Source organism: Trichocoleus sp. DQ-A1, from assembly GCF_039961955.1.
Classification (GTDB): domain Bacteria; phylum Cyanobacteriota; class Cyanobacteriia; order Cyanobacteriales; family FACHB-T130; genus FACHB-T130.
On the sequence record NZ_JAMPKE010000017.1, the window covers coordinates 102071 to 124110 of the forward strand.

26 protein-coding genes are annotated in these 22040 nt (G+C 47.9%); 17 read left to right on the forward strand and 9 right to left on the reverse strand.

Going from position 1 to position 22040, the window contains the following annotated elements; genetic code table 11:
- Positions 1-144 precede the first annotated feature (144 nt).
- Positions 145-1182, forward strand: coding sequence for a hypothetical protein (locus NDI33_RS17200; RefSeq protein WP_190678712.1), 1038 nt, complete (start codon positions 145-147; stop codon positions 1180-1182).
- Positions 1183-1237: 55 nt separating this feature from the next.
- Here the strand turns inward: NDI33_RS17200 and NDI33_RS17205 are convergent, their stop codons facing one another.
- Both NDI33_RS17205 and NDI33_RS17210 read right to left on the reverse strand, forming a co-directional pair.
- Positions 1238-1501 (reverse strand): transporter suffix domain-containing protein, encoded by a 264-nt coding sequence (locus tag NDI33_RS17205; protein WP_190678714.1) that lies wholly within the window; start codon positions 1499-1501, stop codon positions 1238-1240.
- A 91-nt stretch (positions 1502-1592) separates the two neighbouring features.
- Positions 1593-2438 (reverse strand): carbohydrate ABC transporter permease, encoded by an 846-nt coding sequence (locus NDI33_RS17210; protein ID WP_190678715.1) that lies wholly within the window; start codon positions 2436-2438, stop codon positions 1593-1595.
- Between the two features lie 140 nt (positions 2439-2578).
- Between NDI33_RS17210 and NDI33_RS17215 the strand changes: the two genes are divergently transcribed.
- From NDI33_RS17215 to folE, 6 genes are all read left to right on the forward strand, one after another.
- Positions 2579-3274: an aldehyde oxygenase (deformylating) gene (locus tag NDI33_RS17215; RefSeq protein ID WP_190678717.1), complete on the forward strand. Its 696-nt coding sequence runs from the start codon at positions 2579-2581 to the stop codon at positions 3272-3274.
- A gap of 99 nt (positions 3275-3373) precedes the next feature.
- Positions 3374-4960: a B12-binding domain-containing radical SAM protein gene (locus NDI33_RS17220; RefSeq protein ID WP_190678718.1), complete on the forward strand. Its 1587-nt coding sequence runs from the start codon at positions 3374-3376 to the stop codon at positions 4958-4960.
- 164 nt (positions 4961-5124) lie between these two features.
- Complete coding sequence (locus tag NDI33_RS17225; protein WP_190412361.1) at positions 5125-6150, forward strand: long-chain acyl-[acyl-carrier-protein] reductase; 1026 nt, start codon at positions 5125-5127, stop codon at positions 6148-6150.
- A 188-nt stretch (positions 6151-6338) separates the two neighbouring features.
- Entirely contained in the window at positions 6339-7322 is a 984-nt protein-coding gene (gene accA, locus NDI33_RS17230) for an acetyl-CoA carboxylase carboxyl transferase subunit alpha (RefSeq protein ID WP_190412362.1), read from the forward strand.
- A 299-nt stretch (positions 7323-7621) separates the two neighbouring features.
- A complete protein-coding gene (locus NDI33_RS17235; RefSeq protein ID WP_190528750.1) occupies positions 7622-8347 on the forward strand; it encodes an SDR family oxidoreductase in 726 nt (241 codons plus the stop codon).
- A gap of 114 nt (positions 8348-8461) precedes the next feature.
- Positions 8462-9166, forward strand: a complete 705-nt coding sequence (gene folE, locus NDI33_RS17240; protein WP_190412364.1) for a GTP cyclohydrolase I FolE — start codon at positions 8462-8464, stop codon at positions 9164-9166.
- 228 nt (positions 9167-9394) lie between these two features.
- On the opposite strand, the gene NDI33_RS17245 is transcribed toward folE, so the two are convergent.
- Both NDI33_RS17245 and NDI33_RS17250 read right to left on the reverse strand, forming a co-directional pair.
- Positions 9395-9889 carry a peptidoglycan-binding protein gene (locus NDI33_RS17245; RefSeq protein WP_190412365.1) on the reverse strand — a complete coding sequence of 165 codons (495 nt, stop codon included), beginning with the start codon at positions 9887-9889 and terminating at the stop codon, positions 9395-9397.
- Between the two features lie 163 nt (positions 9890-10052).
- Positions 10053-10694, reverse strand: a complete 642-nt coding sequence (locus NDI33_RS17250) for a phosphoribosylanthranilate isomerase (protein WP_190430705.1) — start codon at positions 10692-10694, stop codon at positions 10053-10055.
- Between the two features lie 129 nt (positions 10695-10823).
- Here NDI33_RS17250 and psaK (NDI33_RS17255) point away from each other — a divergent pair, with 129 nt between their 5' ends.
- The 4 genes from psaK (NDI33_RS17255) (at position 10824) to NDI33_RS17270 (ending at position 13403) form a co-directional block, all read left to right on the forward strand.
- A complete protein-coding gene (gene psaK / locus NDI33_RS17255; RefSeq protein WP_190412367.1) occupies positions 10824-11102 on the forward strand; it encodes a photosystem I reaction center subunit PsaK in 279 nt (92 codons plus the stop codon).
- A 123-nt stretch (positions 11103-11225) separates the two neighbouring features.
- Positions 11226-11504 (forward strand): photosystem I reaction center subunit PsaK, encoded by a 279-nt coding sequence (psaK, locus tag NDI33_RS17260; protein WP_190412368.1) that lies wholly within the window; start codon positions 11226-11228, stop codon positions 11502-11504.
- A 182-nt stretch (positions 11505-11686) separates the two neighbouring features.
- The gene (locus NDI33_RS17265; protein ID WP_190678735.1) at positions 11687-12886 is read left to right on the forward strand and encodes a site-2 protease family protein; all 1200 of its coding nucleotides are present in this window, start codon (positions 11687-11689) and stop codon (positions 12884-12886) included.
- Between the two features lie 25 nt (positions 12887-12911).
- Positions 12912-13403 carry a DinB family protein gene (locus tag NDI33_RS17270; RefSeq protein ID WP_190412370.1) on the forward strand — a complete coding sequence of 164 codons (492 nt, stop codon included), beginning with the start codon at positions 12912-12914 and terminating at the stop codon, positions 13401-13403.
- A gap of 11 nt (positions 13404-13414) precedes the next feature.
- Here the strand turns inward: NDI33_RS17270 and NDI33_RS17275 are convergent, their stop codons facing one another.
- From NDI33_RS17275 to glnA, 4 genes are all read right to left on the reverse strand, one after another.
- Positions 13415-14215: a biotin/lipoate A/B protein ligase family protein gene (locus NDI33_RS17275; protein ID WP_190678720.1), complete on the reverse strand. Its 801-nt coding sequence runs from the start codon at positions 14213-14215 to the stop codon at positions 13415-13417.
- Between the two features lie 38 nt (positions 14216-14253).
- Positions 14254-14757 carry a YbjN domain-containing protein gene (locus NDI33_RS17280; RefSeq protein ID WP_190678722.1) on the reverse strand — a complete coding sequence of 168 codons (504 nt, stop codon included), beginning with the start codon at positions 14755-14757 and terminating at the stop codon, positions 14254-14256.
- A 240-nt stretch (positions 14758-14997) separates the two neighbouring features.
- Positions 14998-16110, reverse strand: coding sequence for a methyltransferase domain-containing protein (locus tag NDI33_RS17285; RefSeq protein ID WP_190678737.1), 1113 nt, complete (start codon positions 16108-16110; stop codon positions 14998-15000).
- A 348-nt stretch (positions 16111-16458) separates the two neighbouring features.
- Complete coding sequence (glnA, locus tag NDI33_RS17290; RefSeq protein ID WP_190412373.1) at positions 16459-17880, reverse strand: type I glutamate--ammonia ligase; 1422 nt, start codon at positions 17878-17880, stop codon at positions 16459-16461.
- Between the two features lie 472 nt (positions 17881-18352).
- Here glnA and NDI33_RS17295 point away from each other — a divergent pair, with 472 nt between their 5' ends.
- Together NDI33_RS17295 and apcB are read left to right on the forward strand one after the other, a co-directional pair.
- The gene (locus NDI33_RS17295; RefSeq protein ID WP_242033276.1) at positions 18353-18688 is read left to right on the forward strand and encodes a hypothetical protein; all 336 of its coding nucleotides are present in this window, start codon (positions 18353-18355) and stop codon (positions 18686-18688) included.
- 164 nt (positions 18689-18852) lie between these two features.
- A complete protein-coding gene (gene apcB, locus NDI33_RS17300) occupies positions 18853-19362 on the forward strand; it encodes an allophycocyanin subunit beta (RefSeq protein WP_190434291.1) in 510 nt (169 codons plus the stop codon).
- 134 nt (positions 19363-19496) lie between these two features.
- Here the strand turns inward: apcB and NDI33_RS17305 are convergent, their stop codons facing one another.
- Positions 19497-19835 (reverse strand): hypothetical protein, encoded by a 339-nt coding sequence (locus NDI33_RS17305; protein WP_190678723.1) that lies wholly within the window; start codon positions 19833-19835, stop codon positions 19497-19499.
- A 410-nt stretch (positions 19836-20245) separates the two neighbouring features.
- Between NDI33_RS17305 and NDI33_RS17310 the strand changes: the two genes are divergently transcribed.
- The 4 genes from NDI33_RS17310 (at position 20246) to NDI33_RS17325 (ending at position 21937) form a co-directional block, all read left to right on the forward strand.
- On the forward strand, positions 20246-20767 hold the full coding sequence (locus tag NDI33_RS17310) for an HNH endonuclease (RefSeq protein WP_190412857.1): 522 nt from the start codon (positions 20246-20248) through the stop codon (positions 20765-20767).
- A 14-nt stretch (positions 20768-20781) separates the two neighbouring features.
- On the forward strand, positions 20782-21168 hold the full coding sequence (locus NDI33_RS17315) for an alr0857 family protein (RefSeq protein WP_190412376.1): 387 nt from the start codon (positions 20782-20784) through the stop codon (positions 21166-21168).
- Positions 21169-21301: 133 nt separating this feature from the next.
- The gene (locus tag NDI33_RS17320) at positions 21302-21583 is read left to right on the forward strand and encodes a DUF1778 domain-containing protein (RefSeq protein WP_190430711.1); all 282 of its coding nucleotides are present in this window, start codon (positions 21302-21304) and stop codon (positions 21581-21583) included.
- 6 nt (positions 21584-21589) lie between these two features.
- On the forward strand, positions 21590-21937 hold the full coding sequence (locus tag NDI33_RS17325; protein ID WP_190678725.1) for a GNAT family N-acetyltransferase: 348 nt from the start codon (positions 21590-21592) through the stop codon (positions 21935-21937).
- Positions 21938-22040: the final 103 nt, after the last annotated feature.

Consider the following 22040-nt stretch of genomic DNA (forward strand, 5'->3'; position numbering starts at 1 on the left):
CCAATGTTGGTCCTAGTTGACATATTTACCTCTATAAGATTTGACTTATATTTTAACGTTGCAAAGATCGCGCTTTTGTGTTAGAGAGTCTGCGGCTACGGGTTGTGTCATAATAAGGCGATCGACCCCCATAGAGCGCTACTAATGGTGCAATCACCCGAATCTCCCAGCGAACTTGCTGCTGCCCTTCAGAACCCAGTCGATCTAAATTTCGATCTGCCCGATCCAGAGGATGAGCAGATTCCAGAGTTTGAGTTTCAGCAACTGGTAGAGAATGCTTGGCTGGTGTGCGATCGCTTCGACTTGCAGACAGAAATCTGGCGGGGGCGGATTTTGCGGATAGTCCGAGATAGAGAGAAACAAGGCGGTGACGGACGCGGTACCGGATTTCTCAATTGGCTGAAAGAACGGGAAATCAGTAAAAGTCAGGCATATTCCTTAATTCAACTAGCAAATAGTGCTGATACCCTTTTAGAAGAGGGACATCTTGACCCGGATGCGATTCGTAGCTTCAGCAAACGCGCCTTCATTGAAACCTCTAAAGCTTCTCCAGAGATCCAACAACTGGTGACAGATGCAGCGAATAAAGGCGATCGCATTACTAGGCGCGAAGTGCGGCAACTCTCCGACGAATGGACAGCGATGAATTCAGAATTGCTACCAGATGAAGTCAAGGAAAAGGCAGCCGCGGGTTCTCTTCCCCCTCGCTTTCTGTCTCCTCTAGTGCGGGAAATGGAGAAATTACCTGAATCTCACATCAGCGCCCTGAAAGAGGAAGTCGCCGGGAACCCCGATGTCGATACGGTTAAACAGGTAACATCAGATGCCCGGAATTTATCTAAATACTTAGACGCCGCCGCTCAAGTTCAGGCAATTGAGCGCACCTCTATTGACGTGGAAATGGCATTAGAGGAAGCTTTGCGTCTGGGTTGTTTAAATACCGCCGCCGATATGGTGAAGCAGGCGGCGCAACTGGAACAGACGATTGCCAAATTTTACATGACCTGGAAGCGGCTGGGCAGTCTGACCGATAGGCTGTATGTAGACACTGGCGCAAGTAGCCCTCATTTGCGATCGCTCCTTTCTTGTTTGGAACGCCTTGCGGGTGAAGTTGTGGAGGTGAGTTTGGATGATGAAGGCGATCGCACGATTCGCCTCAAAGTCATCGCAGATAACGCCTAAAACGCTCTCTTCAGAGGCGATTAATCGCGTTTCTCCAGAGATATCCCAAGATAGGTCAATTCGATCTTTTCTTGGGGCGGATCGATTTTTTAACTTTCCTCCAAATTGCTCGCGGATTCAAGTAAGCCCGATATTTGGTTGCGGCTTCTTTTCCGACTAGCACTAAACCCACCCAAAACGCAACTTCTCCCACAACCGCAAGAATCGGAACTAATATGGCTTTTTGGGCGATCGCTAGCGGTAGCAAGGGCACCACTGAGAGGATTGCCACCCAAGGCAGGAAAGAGAAAACAATTAAAAATATACCGAGTTTCTGCATACTCCTGATTGTGACAAACTGTAACAAGATTGACAGGATATATGCACAATATCTTGTAGGGATATAGAAGACATCCCCTGCAAGCGTCAGATTAATTCTTAATCCCCGTCGCCGCAATCCCCCGAATGAACTGACGCTGTCCGACGAGAAACAGTAACACGACAGGTACAGTAGCGATCGCAACAGCCGCCATCAGCAAAGGCCAATTATTCGTAAATTGCTCCTGAAACTCTGCCAACGCTAGCTGCACCGTCCTCAATTCCGGTCGCGTTGTAAAAATTAGGGGCTTAAACAAATCGTTCCATTCCCCAATAAATGTGAATAAAAACAGCGTCACCAATGCCGGACGAGACAACGGTAGCATCACCCGCCACAGAATTTGTAGGCGGTTTGCCCCATCCAGCGCCGCTGCTTCCTCCAACTCCACTGGAATGGTTTGAAAATACTGGCGCAACAGAAAAATCCCAAATCCATTCGCCGCCGTAGGTAAAATCAGCGCCCAGTAAGTGTTGATCAAGTGTCCCCACTTTAAAACCAAAAAAATTGGAATCACCAACAGTTGAAAGGGAATTACCAGCGTAGCCAAGACAATCAGCAGAATTGCCTGACGCCCCTGAAACTTCAGCCGCGCCAACGCATAACCGGCGAGTGCAGCGGTAATCGTCTGAAACCCCGTTACAGCTAGCGCCACTAGGGTTGAATTGGCAAACGCTAATAAAAAGTTACCGCGCCTCCAAGCTTCGCGGTAATTGGCAAAGCCGGGGTGAGATGGAAAGAAGCTTCCTCCAGGTGTCGCACCCACTTCGTCAAAAGAGGTAAGGAAGACGATGCCAAGCGGTAGTAGCACGACACAAGCGCCCAGCAACAGCAACAGCGGGATTGCAAACTGGGAAAGCTGAGTGACTGACAATCGATCCTGTGGATTTTCCTTAGGCATGAATACTTACTTAAATTGACTGATCCCGTTTGGCTCCAGGATAGGTACAGTACAATTATTAGATTAAGTTACGTTACTATTCCACAGAAATTTAGGTCGATCCGAGACCGACCTATTCGTGAGGAGCAGACAGGAGATTTATGCCGTCGCTTGAAACCAGCCTAGAAATTGATTTCCACAGTGAAACCTACAAGGACGCCTACAGCCGCATCAATGCGATTGTGATTGAAGGCGAACAAGAGGCTCATGAGAATTACATCAAGTTAGCAGAATTGCTGCCAGAGGATAAGGAGGAGTTAATCCGTTTATCCAAAATGGAGAATCGTCACAAGAAAGGATTTGAAGCCTGCGGGCGGAATCTCCAAGTGACGCCAGATTTAGAATTTGCTCGCAAGTTCTTCTCCGGATTGCACCAAAATTTCCAAGATGCGGCAGCAGAAGGCGGGATTGTTACCTGCCTGTTGATTCAAGCATTAATTATCGAATGCTTTGCGATCGCTGCTTACAACATCTATATCCCGGTTGCCGATGACTTCGCCCGTAAAATTACTGAGGGTGTTGTTAAAGATGAATACAGCCATCTTAACTACGGCGAAGTGTGGCTGAAAAACCATTTCGAGGAATCTAAAGCAGAATTTGAAGCAGCCAATCGTCAGAACCTTCCCATCGTCTGGCGGATGCTTAACGAAGTTGAGAAGGACGCCAGTGTTCTGGGAATGGACAAAGAATCTCTGGTTGAAGACTTCATGATTCAATACGGCGAAGCGCTGAGCAATATTGGCTTTACTACCCGCGATATCATGCGGATGTCAGCCTACGGGCTTGCCGCTGCATAGTTTCCTAGTATAGCTTGCGGGGGATGTCAAGTCAGGTAGTGCAATAGTAAGACTGGGGAATTGCCTGAAGGCAAGTCATCTAGTTTGAGGACAGAGTCAATGAAGGCACTTTTACTCTCCCCCACTTTTCCCCAGTCTTTTTGGTCTTATGACCGTTTTATGGAAATCGCTGGACTCAAAGCGGTCATCCCTCCCTTGGGAATTATTACAGTTGCAGCACTGTTGCCAAAAGATTGGGAAATCAAGTTTTATGACCGCAATGTGAAGACTGAGACGGAGGCCGATTGGGAGTGGTGCGACATCGTTGTTCTATCGGCGATGCTGGCACAACGGGAAGATTTTCATTTCCTGATCAAAAAGGCTGTCCAGTTGGGGAAAAAGGTGGCAGTTGGAGGGCCTTATCCAACGTCTGTTCCTGAAGATGCTCTCGCTTCAGGCGCGCATTACCTGATTTTGGATGAAGGAGAATTAACAGTACCGGACTTCCTGCAAGCGATCGCGCAGGGTCAAGAAAAAGGTGTTTTTCGCTCCATCGAAAAGCCGGATGTTACCCTAAGTCCCCTTCCTCGCTTTGATTTACTGAAGCGAGATGCCTACTTGATGATGGCAATTCAGTTTTCTCGCGGTTGCCCATTTAACTGCGAATTCTGCGACATTATCAGCCTCTACGGTCGCAAACCGCGTACCAAAGAACCGGCTCAAGTGTTGGCAGAGTTGCAAAGCCTCTATGACTTAGGCTGGCGGGGTTCCCTATTCATCGTCGATGACAATTTTATTGGCAATCAGCGCAACGTCAAGCGCCTGCTACGAGAATTGATTCCTTGGATGCAGGAACACAACTATCCCTTCACCTTCATGACGGAAGCCTCTGTTAATTTAGCAGAGGATGATGAACTACTACAGTTGATGAAAAAAGCCGGTTTTTACGCCGTCTTTCTCGGTATTGAAACCCCAGATCAAGACAGCCTGCAAGTCACTCGAAAGCTTCAAAATACCCGCAACCCGCTTTTAGAAGCGTGTCGCAAGATCAACGAAGCCGGAATGCTAATTTATGCAGGATTTATTCTCGGCTTCGATGGAGAACGCGCGGGTGCTGGCGATCGCATTCAAGCCTTTGTCGAAGAAACTAGTATTCCTCAACCCATGCTCGGCATTTTGCAGGCCTTGCCGAATACGGCTTTGTGGACTCGGCTCCAAAAAGAGCAGCGTTTATTAGAAGGAGTTGGCATCACCGAAGTTGGCGATCAGAATTCCTTGATGAATTTTACGCCCAGCCGACCTCTAGCAGACATTGCCAGAGAGTATGTAGAAGGCTTCTGGACAATGTACGAACCCCAGAACTATCTCAGACGCTGTTTTAATCAATGCCTCAACATCGTTCCACCGCCAGGAAGAACGCAAAATATGTACTTCCCCGCTGGCAAAGGACTGCGGCTAGTCGCCCAGTTAATTTGGCATCAGGGCATTCGGCGACCTGAAATTCGCGGTCAATTTTGGCGACAGCTTTGGCTGATTTTACGCCAAAAGCCTCAATTCCTAAATATGTATCTCGGCTTATGTGCCGCTGGAGAGCATTTTTGGGAGTACCGCCTTTTAGCCAGAGAACGGATTACCCAACAGCTCGGCTACGATCCGATCGCTACGCCAGCCTCAACCGAACAAAAACCCGCGCTTGTAAACGTCTGATCCGAGCTTTTCGCTCGCTAGAAGGCAAGAAAACAGCCATTTATCAATGTAAATCAACCTGCCGCTCAGAAGAGCGGCAATTTTTTGTACTATTGTTAAGAGTATTTAACTATTTTTTCCCTTCCACCTTCCTTTCCTATCCAGAGGCGTAGTTAGAACCATTCATGTTTGGTTTAATCGGTCACCTTACTAATTTGCAACACGCTCAATCTGTGGCTAGAGAGCTTGGCTACCCAGAATATGCCGATCAAGGGCTAGATTTTTGGTGTAGCGCTCCGCCTCAAATCGTCGATCACATCACTGTCACCAGCATTACCGGGCAAAAAATCGAAGGTCGGTATGTGGAATCTTGCTTTGTACCAGAAATGCTAGCCAGTGGGAGAGGTAAGACAGCAGTCCGGAAAGTTCTCAACGCAATGGCTCATGCTCAAAAACATGGCATTAACATTAGTGCGCTGGGCGGCTTTTCCTCGATTATTTTTGAAGAATTCAACCTGCATGAAAGTAAGCAGGTTCGCAATATCAAACTGGAATTTGAGCGGTTCACTACCGGCAATACCCATACGGCTTACATTATCTGTCGCCAATTGGAAGAAGTGTCGAAAGAGCTGGGCATCGATCTCAGTAAAGCAACTGTGGCGGTTTGTGGAGCTACAGGCGATATTGGCAGCGCTGTCTGTCGTTGGCTAGATGCTCGAACTGAAGTGCCAGAACTGTTGCTGATTGCCCGGAAGCAAGAGCGATTGCAAGCTTTGCAGGCGGAACTCGGCAGAGGCAAAATCATGGGATTGGAAGAGGCGCTGCCTTTGGCTGATATTGTAGTTTGGGTAGCCAGTATGCCCAAAGGGATGGAAATTGATCCCACGGTTTTGAAAAAACCTTGTTTGCTGATTGATGGGGGCTACCCGAAAAACCTGTCAACAAAAATTCAGCATCCGGGCGTCTATGTCGTCAATGGGGGGATTGTTGAGCATTCCCTGGATATTGACTGGCGGATTATGAAAATCGTCAATTTGATGGAAGCTCCGGGACGCCAGTTATTCGCCTGTTTTGCCGAATCGATGCTATTGGAATTTGAAAAGTGGCACACCAACTTTTCTTGGGGACGCAATCAAATTACCGTGGAGAAGATGGAGCAAATCGGTGAATCCTCCGTGAGGCATGGATTCCGACCTTTGTTGACTTATTAGTCAGGAGTCAGGAGTCAGTTGTCAGTTGATAGAAAAAGGCTAGTTATTTTTTGTCTAGTGTTACTTCTTTCTTTGACTCCTAACTCCTGACGGCTGACTACTGACAACTGACTGACTACTGAGCATTGTAAGGGCGACCCCCTATGCTCGTCGCTGCACTACTGACCACCGATCGCTGACTAGGAACTATGTCAACTTCTTCTGAGCGCAAGCCGTTACTTCTAGATTTTGAAAAGCCTCTGTCCGAACTAGAGGCACGAATTGACCAAATTCGCGAACTTGCAGAAGATCAGGACGTCGATGTCTCCGATCAGATTCGTCAGTTGGAGGCACGAGCAGTGCAACTTCGTGAGGAGATTTTCAATAGTTTATCCCCGTCCCAGCGGCTGCAACTGGCTCGGCATCCTCGGCGTCCCAGTACATTAGACTACATCCAGGCCATGAGCGATGAATGGATGGAACTACACGGCGATCGCGGTGGGAATGACGACCCAGCGTTAGTCGGCGGCGTAGCTCGTCTGGGTGGGCGTCCCGTTGTGATGCTGGGTCATCAAAAGGGCCGCGATACTAAGGATAATGTCGCCCGGAATTTTGGGATGCCTGCTCCAGGCGGCTACCGCAAGGCGCTGCGGTTAATGGAACACGCCAATCGCTTTGGAATGCCGATTCTCACGTTTATCGATACGCCGGGAGCCTGGGCGGGTGTGGAAGCCGAGCAACGGGGGCAGGGAGAAGCGATCGCCTATAATTTGCGGGAGATGTTCCGCTTGGATGTCCCGATCCTCTGCACCGTTATCGGGGAAGGTGGTTCTGGCGGTGCGTTGGGAATTGGCGTCGGCGACCGACTATTAATGTTTGAACACGCCGTTTATACCGTTGCGACCCCCGAAGCTTGTGCAGCAATTTTGTGGAAAGATGCTTCTAAAGCTCCCCAAGCAGCCACAGCACTAAAAATTACGGCTTGGGATTTGAAAAACTTAGGCATTCTCGATGTTCTGTTGCCCGAACCTGTTGGCGGCGCTCATGGCGAACCGCTAAAGGCAGCTGCCATCTTAAAAGACGCTCTGTTGCAAAACTTAGAAGAACTCTCCCAGATGACCTCTCAACAGCGGCGGGAGCTACGTTATCAAAAGTTTCGGAGTATTGGCGTTTATACGGAAATCTCTGCCTAGCGGGGGTTTACCTTAGAAGACGCTGTGACGAGTGGTATAATCAACAAGGTAACAAATTATTACAAGTTCTCAGTTGAGAGGAGTTGTCTTTTAAGAAATTAGCGCTGAGCTGGCAAGCAATTAACGGCGGCAGCGAATCGATCGTAGACAACGACTCAAAAAATGAGAACTGTACGTAGTAAGCGTTCCCCTAGGCGATCGCTTGAGCTTATTTTGCTTTCCTACAGGGTAGCCAAACCAAGTAGGAAAAGTAAGCAAAGAGCTGATGGCTACCTAATCAAAAAATACGGGAAGAATTGATGACTTCTCCAATCGAACGGCGTGCCTTGATTACCGGGGCCAGTAGTGGGATTGGCAAGGCGACAGCTTTGGCATTTGCGAAAGCAGGATTCCATGTGGCTTTAGTCAGCCGCTCTGAGTCTAAATTAGAGGCTGTCGCTGAAGCTGCTCGGAAGACTGGGGTGACAGCAAAAGCGTATGCCCTGGATCTAGCCGATATTGAGCAGGTAAGAGAAAAGGTCGCCGCGATCGCTGACTCCTTTGGCTCGATTGATGTTCTGGTGAACAATGCCGGGATGGGCTACACCGGCGAGATTATGTCAACACCTTTATCCGAATGGCAACAAGTGATTGACCTAAATCTCACCAGCGCGTTTCAGTGTATCCAGGGAATTTTGCCCTCGATGCGCGATCGCGGCTCTGGGATAATTATTAATGTGGCATCTATTGCCGGTCAGCAACCTTTTCCTGGCTGGGGTGCCTACAACGTTAGCAAAGCGGCTCTGATTGCCTTATCGAAAACCCTCGCAGCAGAAGAACGTGCCAAAGGCATTCGCGTTGTAACGATCTCTCCAGGTGCTGTCAATACCCCAATTTGGGACACAGAAACGGTTCAAGTCGAACTGAACCGTTCAGCCATGTTAACACCAGAAATCGTTGCCCAGTCGATTCTGCACATGGCTCTCGTGCCAGAACAGGCAGTGATTGAGGAATTAACCTTAATGCCGAACGCTGGCGTTTTATGAGTTGTAAGTTTTGAATGATGAATTAAACCTAAATTCATCACTCAACAGTCTCAAAAAATCCCTAACGAACTCATCACTCCGTTAACCACTCCAAACCTTAACAAAGACTGAATCATGACTACTGCTTCTTCCCACGGTTCTAATGGCTCTAACCCATCAGGCGATTTGAGCGCCAAAATTGCTCCGCCGCGACCTGACCGCAACACAATGAATGGTAGAGAACCCAATTTGCAGCCGCCTCCGGAAGAACTCAACGATGAGATGATGAGTGCTGTAAGGACGCTGCTACTGGGAGTGGGTGAAGACCCGGAACGGGAAGGCTTACTCAAAACGCCTAAGCGAGTAGCAGAAGCAATGCGCTTTCTTACCAGTGGCTATACTCAGTCGCTAGAAGACCTTGTCAACGGAGCTATCTTTGATGAGGGTCACAACGAGATGGTTCTTGTCCGGGATATCAATGTCTTTAGCCTCTGCGAACACCATATGCTGCCATTTATGGGTAAGGCGCACGTCGCCTATATCCCTAACCAAAAAGTGGTAGGTCTTAGCAAGCTTGCTCGGATTGTTGAGATGTATTCTCGCCGCTTGCAGGTACAGGAACGGCTGACGCGCCAGATTGCTGAAGCGGTGCAGACGATTCTTGAGCCGAAGGGAGTCGCTGTTGTCATGGAAGCTACCCATATGTGTATGGTAATGCGAGGCGTCCAGAAGCCCGGTTCTTGGACTGTTACCAGTGCGATGGTCGGCGTATTTCAGGACGAGCAAAAAACTCGTGAAGAGTTCCTTAATTTAATTCGTCACCAACCCGCTTTCTTTTAAGCGTTGTTGGCAGTAACAGCAGGGAGATTTCGCTCCTAATCAAGAGAAAAACTCCTAATTTCTTAAAGTAGGGACACGGCCTTGCCGTGTCCCTATAACGGTTAATGGATCGGGTTTTTATACCATTTGGTTCATAAAGCGCTACATTAACAATTCCCCCACCCCCCGATAAATTGGGAGGCTAAGAAGTCTAGATGTTGCAAACAAAAGAACAAAATGGTTTTACAATCAGCATCCCCCCATTTGCTGACGCACTTGAGAAAGAGCATACCAAGTCTTTTCACCAACAATTCCATCTACTAATAAACCGTTGCGTTTTTGGAAGAATCTAACAGCAGCATCGGTGCGTGGCCCAAATACGCCGTTAATTTCATCATTAAAGTCACCGGCTACAAATAGCACCTGCTGAAGTGTGATTACCGCTTCACCTTTAGCTCCGCGCTTCAGCATGGGCATATTAACCGGAGCGCCTGTATAAAGTGCTTGCCAAGTCAACGGCCCGACAATGCCATCTTCTTTGAGAAAAACCCAATTCTGAAAAACAATGACGGCATATTCTACTTCTTGATTAAAAATTCCGTGAATAGCTCCGAAATAAGCGCATCTATCAGTTAATATTTGTTGTAATTCTCTAACTACCGATCCAGAGCTGCCTAACCCTAGAACGGGTTTATTAAACTGAGCTTGATTCGTGAAGGTTTGATTGGATTCGTTAGCAAGCATGATGTGGAGTCCTTTGGAGTTGTTGGTGTTCTACATCTCCAAAGTACTTTTAAGAAAGTGCTTGTCACTTCGCACAGTCGGGTAAACTAACTGGATTGGTTTGCTCTCGTTCTATCTGTTCACCCATTAGCAGGAAGCGATCGTGCCAAAAGAGCGAAGCTCCCTACAACTTGAACCGTGTTCCCCGCAGTTTCTCAAACAAATCCGCAACTCGATTTAAATCTTTATCTCCAGGCGATCGCTCAACGCCACTCGATAAATCAATCCCGCTAGGATGCAGTTGCGCGATCGCATCCAAAATATTGTCTGGTGTCAAGCCACCGGCAAGCAACCAGGGACAGCTAGGATTGAACTGTTGGAGGTTCTTCCAGTCCAACGTTTTGCCAGTACCTCCCAACATTTGGGGATGATAAGCGTCCAGCAACAAGGTATTCGCACACTCTGCATAGACATCTGCCTGAGTTAAATCCTCTAGAGTTTTCACTCTCAGCGCTTTGATGATTTCCACGCTGGGCAGCAATTGGCGCAACTGACGGCAAAATTCTGGTGTTTCTCCGCCATGTAACTGCACGCCTGTCAAGTTGGCGACGGCAACACATTGATAGATTTCTTCCAGCGTTGTGTTGGCAAAGACACCAATCCGCTCAACGTCAGGGGGTAAGCGTTCCATCACGGAGCGGATTTGAACTGCACTGACGTAGCGCGGGGAGGAGGACACGCAAATAAATCCTAGGGCGGTTGCTCCCAGTTGCGCGATCGCTTGCCCTTGATCTGGTTTGGTAATCCCGCAAATCTTGACTCGCATTAAATTTTTTTCGATTTGTATCAAAAATTAATATAACTGTTAACTGTTAAAACAAATTCCGACTTTTTACTAAGAGGTTTCTATAATACTTTGGGTTTTGATATTTGTGTCCAAGCAGGAGACAAGAACTTGATTCACTTGACAATACTCGCCGCCGTACAATCTACCGTTCCCGCGACCCCATCGTGGACTCCAATGGTCGGATTGGTGATGATTCTGTGCAACCTGTTGGCGATCGCCATCGGTCGCTTCGCTATCCAGAAGCCAGGAGTAGGACCAGACCTGCCTCTCGCTAAACCCGCTTTGTTACGCAATTTTACAGTGCCTGAACTCCTAGCGACAATGAGCTTCGGTCACATTATTGGAACAGGCGTCATCCTCGGATTAACCAACGCGGGTGCCCTTTAAAAGGCAATTGTTTCTGCTTTGGGTGACTTAAAAATTTAGCTCATCCATCAGGAAGAATCAACAGTTCCCTCCGCGTTTTATAATCCCTTCGTTGCTGATTTTATCAAAGCAGGAGAAAAGAAATTGATTGACTTAAGTTTACTTGCAGCATTGCAGCAGACAGTTCCTTCAACACCAACAATCGGCCCTGGTGTATTCATTGTCATGACTGCTTTCAACATTCTGGGTCTTTTTCTGGCCCGCAACGCTGTCCAAAAGCCGGGAGTTGGCCCTAAACTGCCTTTCCCACTGCCCGGTTTTGGTAAGAACTTTAGCGCCGCTCAATTTATTGCGGGTTTGAGTTTTGGACATATCCTGGGAACAGGTGCCATCTTAGGACTGACCAATACGGGTCTCCTTTAGAAGCCCTCGCTCGATAATAACTGTCTTTTCAGTGAAGTTAGTAGGGTGGACACTGCTCACCAATTACCCCAAAGGTCGGCAAGGCTCACTCTCCTACTTCACGCTTCATTTTCCATCATTCATGCTTCTACAAGAGCCGTCGTATATCCTGGTAAGTGCAAGGATTTAGATGGGAAAGTTTGATGCAGGCAGCTTGGCGAGTTGGCTCTCTATTCGGAATTCCGCTATTTATAGATTATTCGTGGTTTTTTATTTTAGCTTTGATCGCCTTTGCGAATGCCCTGGATTTCTCACCCGTCTTGGGTCCAGTCCTCGGCGGGGGTGCGGGATTATTAATGGCTTTATTGCTGTTTGGTTCGGTTTTACTGCACGAATTGGGTCACAGTTTAGTCGCGCGATCGCAAGGGATTGAAGTAAATTCGATTACTTTATTTCTCTTTGGTGGGATTGCGGCGATTGACCGGGAATCCAAAACCCCAGAAGCAGCCTTTCAAGTCGCGATCGCTGGCCCTGCGGTCAGCCTAGTGCTGTACTCGCTATTTTACTTAGTGGCTCATGGACTGCCAATCTCCGGTATCGTGCAGGTCATGGCATTAGACTTAGCAAAGATTAACCTAGTCTTGGCATTATTCAACCTGATTCCTGGTCTCCCCTTAGATGGCGGACAAGTTGTGAAAGCAGCCGTGTGGAAGTTCACCGGAGACCGCTTTCAGGGCGTCCGTTGGGCAGCCAAAAGCGGTTTAATTTTAGGTTGGGGCGCGATCGCTGTCGGAGTGGCGATTATTGCTTTCAAGGATCAGTGGTTCAGTGGCTTCTGGATTTCCTTACTCGGCTGGTTTGGGATTCGCAACGCCCGTTCCTACGACCAGATGACCACCCTCCAAGAATCCTTGCTTCAGATCGTGGCGAAAGACGCCATGACCCAAGAATTTCGGGTGGTGGATGCGAACAAGACCTTGCGCCAGTTTGCCGATGAGTACATTTTGGAAGCTTCCCACTTTCCGGTTTACTTTGCAGCGAGTGAAGGTCGCTATCGCGGTTTAGTCTCTGTTGAAGATTTGCATTTCGTAGAGCGCGGTCTGTGGGAAACGCAAAATCTGCATAGTATTGTGCATCCCCTGACGGAAATTGCTACTGTTGAAGAGAAAATGCCTTTGGTAGAAGTAATTAACTGCATGGAAGCCAAGCAGTTAAATTGGATTACTGTCCTCTCACCGGCTGGGACAGTCGCCGGTATTATCGACCGGGGCGATGTTGTCCGCGCTGTTGCATCGAAGCTGAATTTACTGATTACGGAAGTAGAAATCAAGCGGGTTAAGGCAGAGGGCACCTATCCGCCGAGTTTGCAGTTACAAGCGATCGCAAAATCAACCACTGATTAATTGACACTAGAAAACGAGTCTGAATATGCTCATACAGCACTTCCAGATGCTCGCACGCTACAACACGCTGGCAAATCGCAGACTTTATGAAGTTTGCACTCGTTTGGACGATGTAGAACGCAAGCGCATCAGACCCGCCTTCTTCAAAAGTATTCACGGGACGCTTAATCACATCATGGTAGGCGATCGCATCTGGTTATCGCGGTTTGAGGGCAAAGAAGTCCCCTCAACCGGACTTGACGCAATTCTCTATGAGGATTTCGACAAGCTTACCAAAGCGCGTGTATTAGAAGATGAGCGCATCGAAGCCTTCTCAGATAGTTTAAACGACGAATTCTTGAGCGGTACGATCAAGTACCGCAATAACCAAGGAAATATTTATATCGATCCAGTTGATTTGTTGATCGCACACTTTTTTAATCACCAGACCCACCACCGAGGACAAGTTCACGATCTGTTAACGCAGACTGAAATTGCCCCGCCAGTTCTAGATATGCACCGAGTTATCCGACCTTAGAGTCACTAGCGTTAGCATTGTCCATCTTGATTCTGTAAGGCTGGATTCTCCGAGACTTTATGCGGTGAGGGAATCGCTAACTCTGGCTGCGCCAAAATTTCCTGCCACTCACTGTCAGAAAAGGGCTGCACCACCATCTCGACACCAAAACAATCCCTAGCTGCTACCGTCAGGGCTTCTACAACTGTTAGAATTAGCGCCTCTCCCTGTTGTTTATTCGGTAGTTTGACCGGCTCCGCAGCCTCGCCAAACACCTGTTCAAACAGTGTGGCGTCTGGTGACAAACGCATCGAGCCGTGCTGCAAAATGGTATTGCCTCGCCTCATCTGGGCACTACCAATTAATTTAGAATTATCCGCTAAAACTAAATCGGCACCCGTCGCGGTGCCAAAACAATTGGGATTGTGAATGTAACTCCGTCCTGCCGACCCGTAGTGCAATTCTAGACCGAGCGATCGCCATCCCTGAATCAAAAACTCACAAATTTCCTGGTACGCTTGGATGCGACTGCCAGCGAGTCCTGACGTTACCACCATGTATGTCAAATCGCCCTGGTGCAGCACCCCTCGTCCGCCAGTCGGACGCCGCACCAAATCCACTACACCCGCCGCAGCCAGCTGCTGCCAAGATGCAGGTAAGCGGTGTTGATGATATCCCAACGAAATTGCCGGTGGAGACCAGGTATAAAACCGTAAGGCTGGAGGATGCAAACCCAGATGGTGCTGCTCCAGTAACCATCTGTCGATTGCCATCTGGACGCGACCTGACGCTTCCAGCAGCGGAATAAAACGCCAGTAGCGGTTATTGGTCATTTGTCATTTGCCTAAAATCAATGACCAATGACCAATAACTAACTACCAAATTCAGCTTGTAAAGCTTCGTCGTTATTATCTGCAATCGTCGCGACAACAGTGACAGCGCGGGAAATTTCTCCGGGGGAAAGCTCGGCGACAGTGCGAGATGTCAGCACTGCCACTTGGTTATCTACAATGCCAAAACGCGATTCAAACGTGTCCGACCAATTCATTTCCAAGAGTTTCCGCATCAACAGCGGTTCGTTCGTCGCAGGTAGCTTGAGAACATAAGACCAAACGGTGAAAGTATCCTCCTCGGTAATCCCCGTGAGTTGCACAAACACCTCAACGCTACCGTACTTAAATTTCCAAAGATAGCTGCTGTCTTCGCCACGGCTTACCATTGCCGTATCGTCCTGATCCAAGCTGGAGATAACGGTTTGAATTACATCAACATAGTTGACTACCGTTGCATCCTCAATCAGCTCATTGGTAACTAGATCCTCTGTTGACAGTCCTTGGGTGGAAACACTTTCCACAGCAGGCTGGTTGGTGGTCATAATACCTTCTGCTTATCGTTTTGCGGTTTGCCTAGACCAACTCTATCGCCTAGAGGCACATTTGGAGGACACCTCTAAAGATTAGTTTTTTATTTTCAAGTGTTAAGTTGTTTAATTATCGCCTATACAGCGATCGCCTTCAGCCGCTTCTTCTGATTCTCGTTACTAGGACAGCTCTATCCATCCTAGTAACGAGCCTTAGCCTCAATGCCCTCTGTTGCTACTTCTCGACACCGTGTTTCAAACCATGAGCTTGCGATCGCTTTGTTCTCCATCTAAAGCCGTTGTCTTTTCAGAAACCGGCTTATGAGCAATCAAATACTTGCTCATAAAGTGAACTTCACTCGAAATATTCTCAAAGCCTGCTTTCTCCAACCGTTTCACCAAATCATCGGTGATGTAGTGGTTGTAGTATGGCTCGTGGAATGTTTCTGGGAAGTTTTCCATCAGTGGCACCAAGTCTGGAGCATCGCTGACCTGAATCGAGTCGCAGATAATAAAGACTCCACCCGGTTTCGTGACTCGGTAGCACTGTTCGATCACCTGCTGACGCACCGCTGCTGGAAGCTCATGGAAGAGAAACACGCAAGTAACCGCATGGAAATGCTCATCCACGTAAGGGATTTTCTCAGCATTCGCTTGTAGGAGTTGGGGCAATTCTCCAGGATTTTCCAATAACAGCTGATTCGCCTTCCGCAAGTAAGCGGGTGACAAATCGATTCCAAACAGAGATGCTTCCGGCAAAGCGCCGCGGATTAATTTCAAAGTGCGCCCCGTTCCACTTGCCACATCCAGAATGCGAACTTGTCTGGGTGGAATAGAATCAAACGCTTTCAACCCTTGTTTCAGTGGCGCGAGAATCCGCCGCCGCATTGCATCTGCCGTACCACCAAAAAGAATTTCTACTTGCAAATCATAGAGATTTGCTGACCAGTCACTTAAGTAACCATCAGTTTGGTGATGGAAGTTTTGCAAGTAGTAGCTTGGATAACCATCCGTGGAAATGTTTGGCGAAAATTCTTGATATCGCTTTTGGTTCGCCCGCTGATGCACTTGCAGCGTATCCAGCCAAACCATCGGATAATAGCGGAAAAAATCGCTCCATGAGTTATCAAACAGTAAGCTAGCGGGATATACACCTCGCTCAACATCCTGCCAATCGGCTTCGATAATCCGATCGTGCCTTTGTTTCAGTTTTTGTATAACCTCTGGCGGAATCGGCTTGGTTTTCACCTCCGGTGGAGGTGAAATTAAATTCAGCAACTGAGAATTTAATATTTTATGAGCTAAACCAAAGTAATTTTTGCCTTGCTGAAAAGTCTGATAGGTCAGCTTGGTTAAAGTCTCAGTAATAGTAGTTGCTGGGTCAAGGTTTGAGGTTGACTGCATAGAGGCTAACGATGGGTGCTGAAAACTGAGTACGACTATGAAAATGCTGCGCGGTTATATGTCTTTTTGTTAAGACATATTTCTTATGTTAACTCAGTTTCGACAACTGCCATCTGTCTCCAGTGGGACAAGAAAAAGCGCCACCCATAAGGGTGGCGGGCTAGGGATGAGTTGTTTTCCAGGAAGGGGATACCCCACCCCACAGCTTAGAACGCTTTAAGAAAGGCAAGCTCTAGATTTGGCAGGAATGCTTAGCAAAAACGTCAAGCTTTGTTCCTACACAATTTGCCTTCCCATGAGCGAGAAAAGAAATTAGCAATCATAGTAGAGAGCGAACTCGTAGGGATGGGGGCGCAGCCGCATCGGGTTGACTTCGTTATCGAGCTTGTATGAAATCCAAGTCTGGATGAAGTCTGGGGTGAACACGCCCGTCTCGGTCAAGAAAGCGTGATCGTTTTCCAACGCCTCCAGGGCACCTTCGAGCGATCCTGGGGTGGAAGGAACATTCGCCAGTTCCTCTGGGGTTAGGTCGTAAATATCCTTATCCAGGGATTCACCGGGGTCAATTTGGTTTTTGATACCATCTAGACCCGCACAGAGCATGGCAGCAAACGCCAAGTAGGGGTTAGAAGTCGCATCCGGACAACGGAACTCTAAGCGCTTCGCTTTAGGATTGGTACCAGATAGCGGAATCCGAATCGAGGCAGAACGGTTTCCTTGGGAGTAAGCCAAGTTCACGGGTGCTTCAAAACCGGGCACCAAGCGCTTGTAAGAATTGGTTGTGGGATTGGTCAAAGCCAACAGCGCCGGTGCGTGCTTGAGGATGCCACCGATGTAGTGCAACGCCATTTGGCTTAAGCCAGCATACTTATCGCCTGCGAATAGCGGCTGCCCATCCTTCCAAATCGACTGGTGGGTATGCATCCCAGAACCGTTGTCGTTAAACAGTGGCTTCGGCATGAAGGTGACTGTTTTGCCATATTTCTTGGCAACGTTCTTGATGACGTACTTGTAAGTCATCAGATAGTCAGCAGCTTGTACCAAAGTTGCGAAGCGGAAACCCAGTTCGCACTGTCCGCCGGTAGCAACTTCGTGGTGGTGCTTTTCAATTGGCACCCCGCACTTCGCCATCGTCAGCAGCATTTCTGTCCGCATATCTTGAGAGGTATCCGTCGGCGCGACTGGGAAATAACCCTCTTTGTAGCGAGGTTTATAACCGAGGTTGCCACCCTCTTCTTTTTTCCCAGAATTCCAACGTCCCTCGACGGAGTCTACGTGGTAATAGCCTTCATGCTGGTTTTGGTCAAAGCGGACATCATCAAAGATGAAGAACTCAGCTTCCGGGCCAATGAAGGCTGTATCGCCAATGCCGGTGGAAATTAGGTAGTCTACTGCCTTCTGAGCAATGGTGCGGGGGTCGCGGCTGTAAGGTTGGCCCGTCCGGGGTTCGATAATGCTACAGACGACGCTTAAAGTCGGCTCTGCCATAAATGGGTCGATCCAGGCAGTTGTCGGATCTAGCACCATTGCCATGTCTGATTCGTTGATGGCTTTCCAACCCCGGATACTAGAGCCATCGAAGGGTACGCCCTCGGTAAAGCTACTTTCGTCAATTTGGTCGTGATACATCGACAAATGCTGCCAGATACCCGGCATATCGATGAACTTGAGGTCAATGATCTGGATGTTTTTTTCTTTGACGTAAGTCAAAAATTCTTGCGGGGTCTGGAACATTACGACGGACTCCTTATTTTCTAAGCTGGCTCAGTCTGGAAAGCAGAAAAAACAGTAAGAGCGATCATCAGGGTTGGTGAATCGTCAAGTCAAGAGGGGGAGAACCTGGATTGAAAGCAAGCATTTTCAGGTGAGACTTCCCGATCCAGAAGTACAACTTTCCTGGCTGAAAATCTTTTGTCTCCTCTTTTGCCCATCTCAAGAACTCTCCCACTCAATTCCCAGTTGGCGCTTACGCGCCGCTACGCTAACAGTCTTCAGCCTTTTTTCAAGACGTAAGGCATCGATGTACTGGATCATCCTAGGGATAGGTGCCAGGAGATTTTGTATTCAGCTATACAGAATAAGGCAGTTACCGTTTGACTTAAAGCGAGAAAAAGTTAAAAATTGTAGCGAGATTTACAAAAAAATCTTATAGGCGGCAACAATTTTACTAATCAGTAGCTTTGGCTACTTTTGTGCGGGGGGAAGCATGATGTTTAATTTAAATACGGATTTTGATCAAGATTTTGACGAACAAGAGGCATTTGAGTATCGTCCTGGGACGAGAGTGGAGCTAAAGCAGCGTCCTGGAGTGGTTGATATTATTGCTGAATATGACCCGATGATGGTGCCGCCTATTTGGTTGCTCAACGATCCGCAGCCACGATATCCAGAAGAGCTGACATTACTGCCAGTGCCCATGAGAGGGGTCTGTTGGTTGAAGCCGGTGAGCCGTCGAAAAACTGGCTCTACGGGTCGGTCGCGGGATGGCAACCAGATGCGTCAGAAGGCTTACAGCAGCACCCCAGAAAAAATTGCCCGCTAAAAATTGCTGCGATCGCTCTCAACAATGTGGAGATGCTTGTGGAGATGGATATATGCTAATGAAAGTGTTTGTTGTTGTAAACTACACCCTAGAAACTGGGTATGCAACAGCACACTAAACAATAGAAAATTATCTATATAGCTTGTTGTTGGGAGAGCAATTTCATGCGCGACGCAGTCACAAACCTGATTAAAAATTACGATGTTACGGGTCGTTACCTGGATCGCAATGCCGTAGATTCCCTGAAATCCTATTTTGAAACCGGCACAGCACGAGTCCAAGCGGCTGCTGTGATTAACTCCAATGCAGCTTCGATTGTGAAGCAGGCGGGATCACGGCTGTTTGAAGAACTGCCCGAACTGATTCGACCAGGCGGAAATGCATATACGACTCGTCGCTATGCTGCTTGTCTGCGGGATATGGACTATTACCTGCGCTATGCCAGCTATGCGTTGGTTGCAGGTGATACGAATGTGCTGGATGAGCGGGTGCTGCAAGGTCTTCGGGAAACTTACAACTCTTTGGGAGTGCCGATTGGCCCGACCGTAATGGGCATCCAAATCATGAAGGACATTGTGAAAGAACAAGTGGCTGCGGCTGGAGTTGCAAATACAGCATTTGTAGATCAGCCTTTTGACCACATGACCCGCGATTTAAGCGAACAGGATGTCTAAGGAGCAAATGATAACGAACAAGTAGCCATTCGTCATTAGCTGGAGAGCGATCGCACTTTTTACCTTGTACTGGGGGTAGAGTGCGATCGCTTTTGTTTATGTTGCGCTGACGTTAATTTGAAGACACCAAAAGCCTATCTCGATGACAAACTCTCAACACTTAAAGGAACCAGATCGCCATGATTGGTAAATCCTAACAACATTGGCTCCTGCGGTCGGATAAACTTGCCTGTCAGTACACAGCGCTGTTCTTGCTGCGCTGTGGCGGAAACGCTAGAGAGGATATCAGACCTAGAGAATTGAGGTTTATAATCATCGGATTTCTGCTGCACGTAGTTCCAGAGGATATCTCGAATCAAAGCTTGATATCCCTGATGACCTGCGAGTTCTTTGAGTTCTTCCTTCAGTTCTCTCTCCAAGCGTATGCTGGTGACTTCCATTTCAGTGGTTGAGGTGCGAGGTAGGGTACGCATGATTTTTTCTCCTAAAATTTGTGGACAGATTAGTAATACAAGTGTAGTATATTGAAAGCCAGATTCAAGTTAAACCGTTCAAGAAGCCTTCCTGTGACACATATACCTGCTTTCTCCATCTCAGCCAGCCATTCCGACTCTTTAACGAGTTGGGAATCAGCCTGTGCGGGCGTGGAGTTTCTTTTTATGCGTGGATATGGTAGTCAGAGACGAGGTACGGAGATCGATCAAATTTTGGATCGCAATAATGGTGGGAGTCTGCGGTTTGCAGAACCCAAACTAAACAAACAAAGCGGGAGGTACAGGCTAAAAGTAGCCGTACCAACATAGGACGAGAAGACTCAAAAAGTTTTTCCAACCCCCGCTTCTAATTACCAGAGGCGGGGGTTAATTGTATGAGGAGCCAAGTCGTGACGAGCGCAACTGACGTGTTAGGTAGGTCGGTAGTCGTATTTTCCCAGAACTACTTGCCCATAAGCCGAGTCAATATTAAGCGAGCGATCGCTCTGTTGATCGGTGGGAAAGCCGAACCTTTGCAGTTTAGCGATGCACCTGGCTGGCAAGTGCGGTCGCCCAGCGTGGTAATCGAGGTGCCAGAACAAATTCGCCTCACCATCACGAGTGCAGAGCGAGTTTGGAAGGTTCCCCCAGTGAACCGTCGGGAATTGCTGCGGAGAGACCACCACACCTGCCAATACTGCGGTAACACGAAACAGTTGACGATCGATCACGTCCTACCCTTATCAAAGGGCGGAAAACACACCTGGGACAACGTAGTGATTGCCTGCGAAAGGTGCAACCAACGCAAAGGCGATCGCACCCCGACTCAAGCGGGAATGCCCCTTCGCACCCAGCCTAAAGCCCCCATGCACCCTGCTGTTGCCTTTGCCGAACAGTTCTGGCGCGAACAGCACGATCACCTGGATTTGTAAGGAGACACCAAGCAATGCTGAAATTAACTTACACAGAAAACGGCTTTTACTTGGAGTGTCTGGCTCAATCTCTGGAAGAGTGGGTGACACGGCGGGTGATTTTGGCGCTGCGAGTGGGTACCCCCATCTCAGTCGAACCCAGCACCGCTTCCTTCTTACTTCCGGCTAGTTTGCCAGAAATCGGACGGTTGGTAGAGGAAGCACAGCAGGAAGGTTCGGAAATTATTGGCTTGTGTGCTTGCGATGCCGAGTATGTTGAAGTCAGCCTGCACGGTAGCTGGGTGGACGGAGGCTCGAAAAATGGAGAGGGCGTTTTTGTGACTGCAATGAGCGATCGCGCTGAATTCTTCCTCTTCAAGCTTTGGCAAGATGCACAAGCTTGTACCTCCTCCTTGAGGTAATCAAATCACTTTTGGGGTGGGTCGAAAAACTCACCCTTTTTCTTAGTATTTGTGTGGACATTTGCCGGATAATACATCAAACTATTGGTATGTCATAGCGGGATACCACACTGAAATTGATTAAACATTAGTTATGTCAGCCAGCAGCAATACCAAAGAAAGCAGAATTGATTTGAGACTGAGCCAAGAGCAAAAAAAGACGCTTGAAAAGGCAGCTGCACTGATGGGACTCAGTGTAAGTTCTTATGTGCTTTGCCACTCACTTGATGCTGCTAGAAAGGACATTGCCTTTCATGAAACACTAGTTTTGTCAGATAGAGATCGGGATCTCTTTTTGTCGATACTAGAGAATCCGCCTGAACCGAACGAAGCTTTAAAATCGGCGATGTGTGAATATCAGGAGTACGAAAAGTAATACTTTGTGGAATGGATTTTTCACCCTCTCGATAGCAGTGTAAGGAAGGATGCTTTCGACTGCGGAGTTCCAAAGTTAAACGATTACCTGAAGCAATACGCTGGACAAAACGATAGAAAAGGCATTGCCAAAACATTTGTTGCTATTCCCAAAGAATATGGTAATGAAGTTGTTGGCTATTACACCATCAGTATGTCTAGCATTACGTTTGACTCGCTTCCAGAGCAACTAAGAAAAAGATTACCCCGTTATCCTATTCCCGCTATGTTAATCGGACAACTTGCCGTTGACACTTCAATGCAAGGGAGAGGATTAGGAAAAAGATTACTAATGGATGCTCTTAGCGGGACTTAAACAGATTTCAAGCCCAAATAAAACCCAAAGCAGCTTTATAGGCTGAGAATACATCTCGATTAGCGTTCACCCACTCCATAAAACGGAAAGACATCGCTGTCCG

Excerpts from the sequence above, each read along its gene's own strand:
- NDI33_RS17215 (WP_190678717.1), top strand. The coding sequence starts at position 2,579 with ATGCCGTCGCTTGAAACCAGCCTAGAAATTGATTTCCACAGTGAAACC.
- NDI33_RS17305 (WP_190678723.1), bottom strand. The coding sequence starts at position 19,835 with ATGCGTACCCTACCTCGCACCTCAACCACTGAAATGGAAGTCACCAGC.
- NDI33_RS17235 (WP_190528750.1), top strand. The coding sequence starts at position 7,622 with ATGACTTCTCCAATCGAACGGCGTGCCTTGATTACCGGGGCCAGTAGT.
- glnA (WP_190412373.1), bottom strand. The coding sequence starts at position 17,880 with ATGTTCCAGACCCCGCAAGAATTTTTGACTTACGTCAAAGAAAAAAAC.
- NDI33_RS17275 (WP_190678720.1), bottom strand. The coding sequence starts at position 14,215 with ATGACCAATAACCGCTACTGGCGTTTTATTCCGCTGCTGGAAGCGTCA.
- NDI33_RS17210 (WP_190678715.1), bottom strand. The coding sequence starts at position 2,438 with ATGCCTAAGGAAAATCCACAGGATCGATTGTCAGTCACTCAGCTTTCC.
- accA (WP_190412362.1), top strand. The coding sequence starts at position 6,339 with ATGTCAACTTCTTCTGAGCGCAAGCCGTTACTTCTAGATTTTGAAAAG.
- NDI33_RS17200 (WP_190678712.1), top strand. The coding sequence starts at position 145 with ATGGTGCAATCACCCGAATCTCCCAGCGAACTTGCTGCTGCCCTTCAG.
- NDI33_RS17205 (WP_190678714.1), bottom strand. The coding sequence starts at position 1,501 with ATGCAGAAACTCGGTATATTTTTAATTGTTTTCTCTTTCCTGCCTTGG.
- NDI33_RS17295 (WP_242033276.1), top strand. The coding sequence starts at position 18,353 with ATGATGTTTAATTTAAATACGGATTTTGATCAAGATTTTGACGAACAA.
- NDI33_RS17225 (WP_190412361.1), top strand. The coding sequence starts at position 5,125 with ATGTTTGGTTTAATCGGTCACCTTACTAATTTGCAACACGCTCAATCT.
- NDI33_RS17250 (WP_190430705.1), bottom strand. The coding sequence starts at position 10,694 with ATGCGAGTCAAGATTTGCGGGATTACCAAACCAGATCAAGGGCAAGCG.
- apcB (WP_190434291.1), top strand. The coding sequence starts at position 18,853 with ATGCGCGACGCAGTCACAAACCTGATTAAAAATTACGATGTTACGGGT.
- NDI33_RS17280 (WP_190678722.1), bottom strand. The coding sequence starts at position 14,757 with ATGACCACCAACCAGCCTGCTGTGGAAAGTGTTTCCACCCAAGGACTG.
- NDI33_RS17270 (WP_190412370.1), top strand. The coding sequence starts at position 12,912 with ATGCTCATACAGCACTTCCAGATGCTCGCACGCTACAACACGCTGGCA.
- folE (WP_190412364.1), top strand. The coding sequence starts at position 8,462 with ATGACTACTGCTTCTTCCCACGGTTCTAATGGCTCTAACCCATCAGGC.
- NDI33_RS17245 (WP_190412365.1), bottom strand. The coding sequence starts at position 9,889 with ATGCTTGCTAACGAATCCAATCAAACCTTCACGAATCAAGCTCAGTTT.
- NDI33_RS17265 (WP_190678735.1), top strand. The coding sequence starts at position 11,687 with ATGCAGGCAGCTTGGCGAGTTGGCTCTCTATTCGGAATTCCGCTATTT.
- NDI33_RS17315 (WP_190412376.1), top strand. The coding sequence starts at position 20,782 with ATGCTGAAATTAACTTACACAGAAAACGGCTTTTACTTGGAGTGTCTG.
- NDI33_RS17320 (WP_190430711.1), top strand. The coding sequence starts at position 21,302 with ATGTCAGCCAGCAGCAATACCAAAGAAAGCAGAATTGATTTGAGACTG.
- NDI33_RS17220 (WP_190678718.1), top strand. The coding sequence starts at position 3,374 with ATGAAGGCACTTTTACTCTCCCCCACTTTTCCCCAGTCTTTTTGGTCT.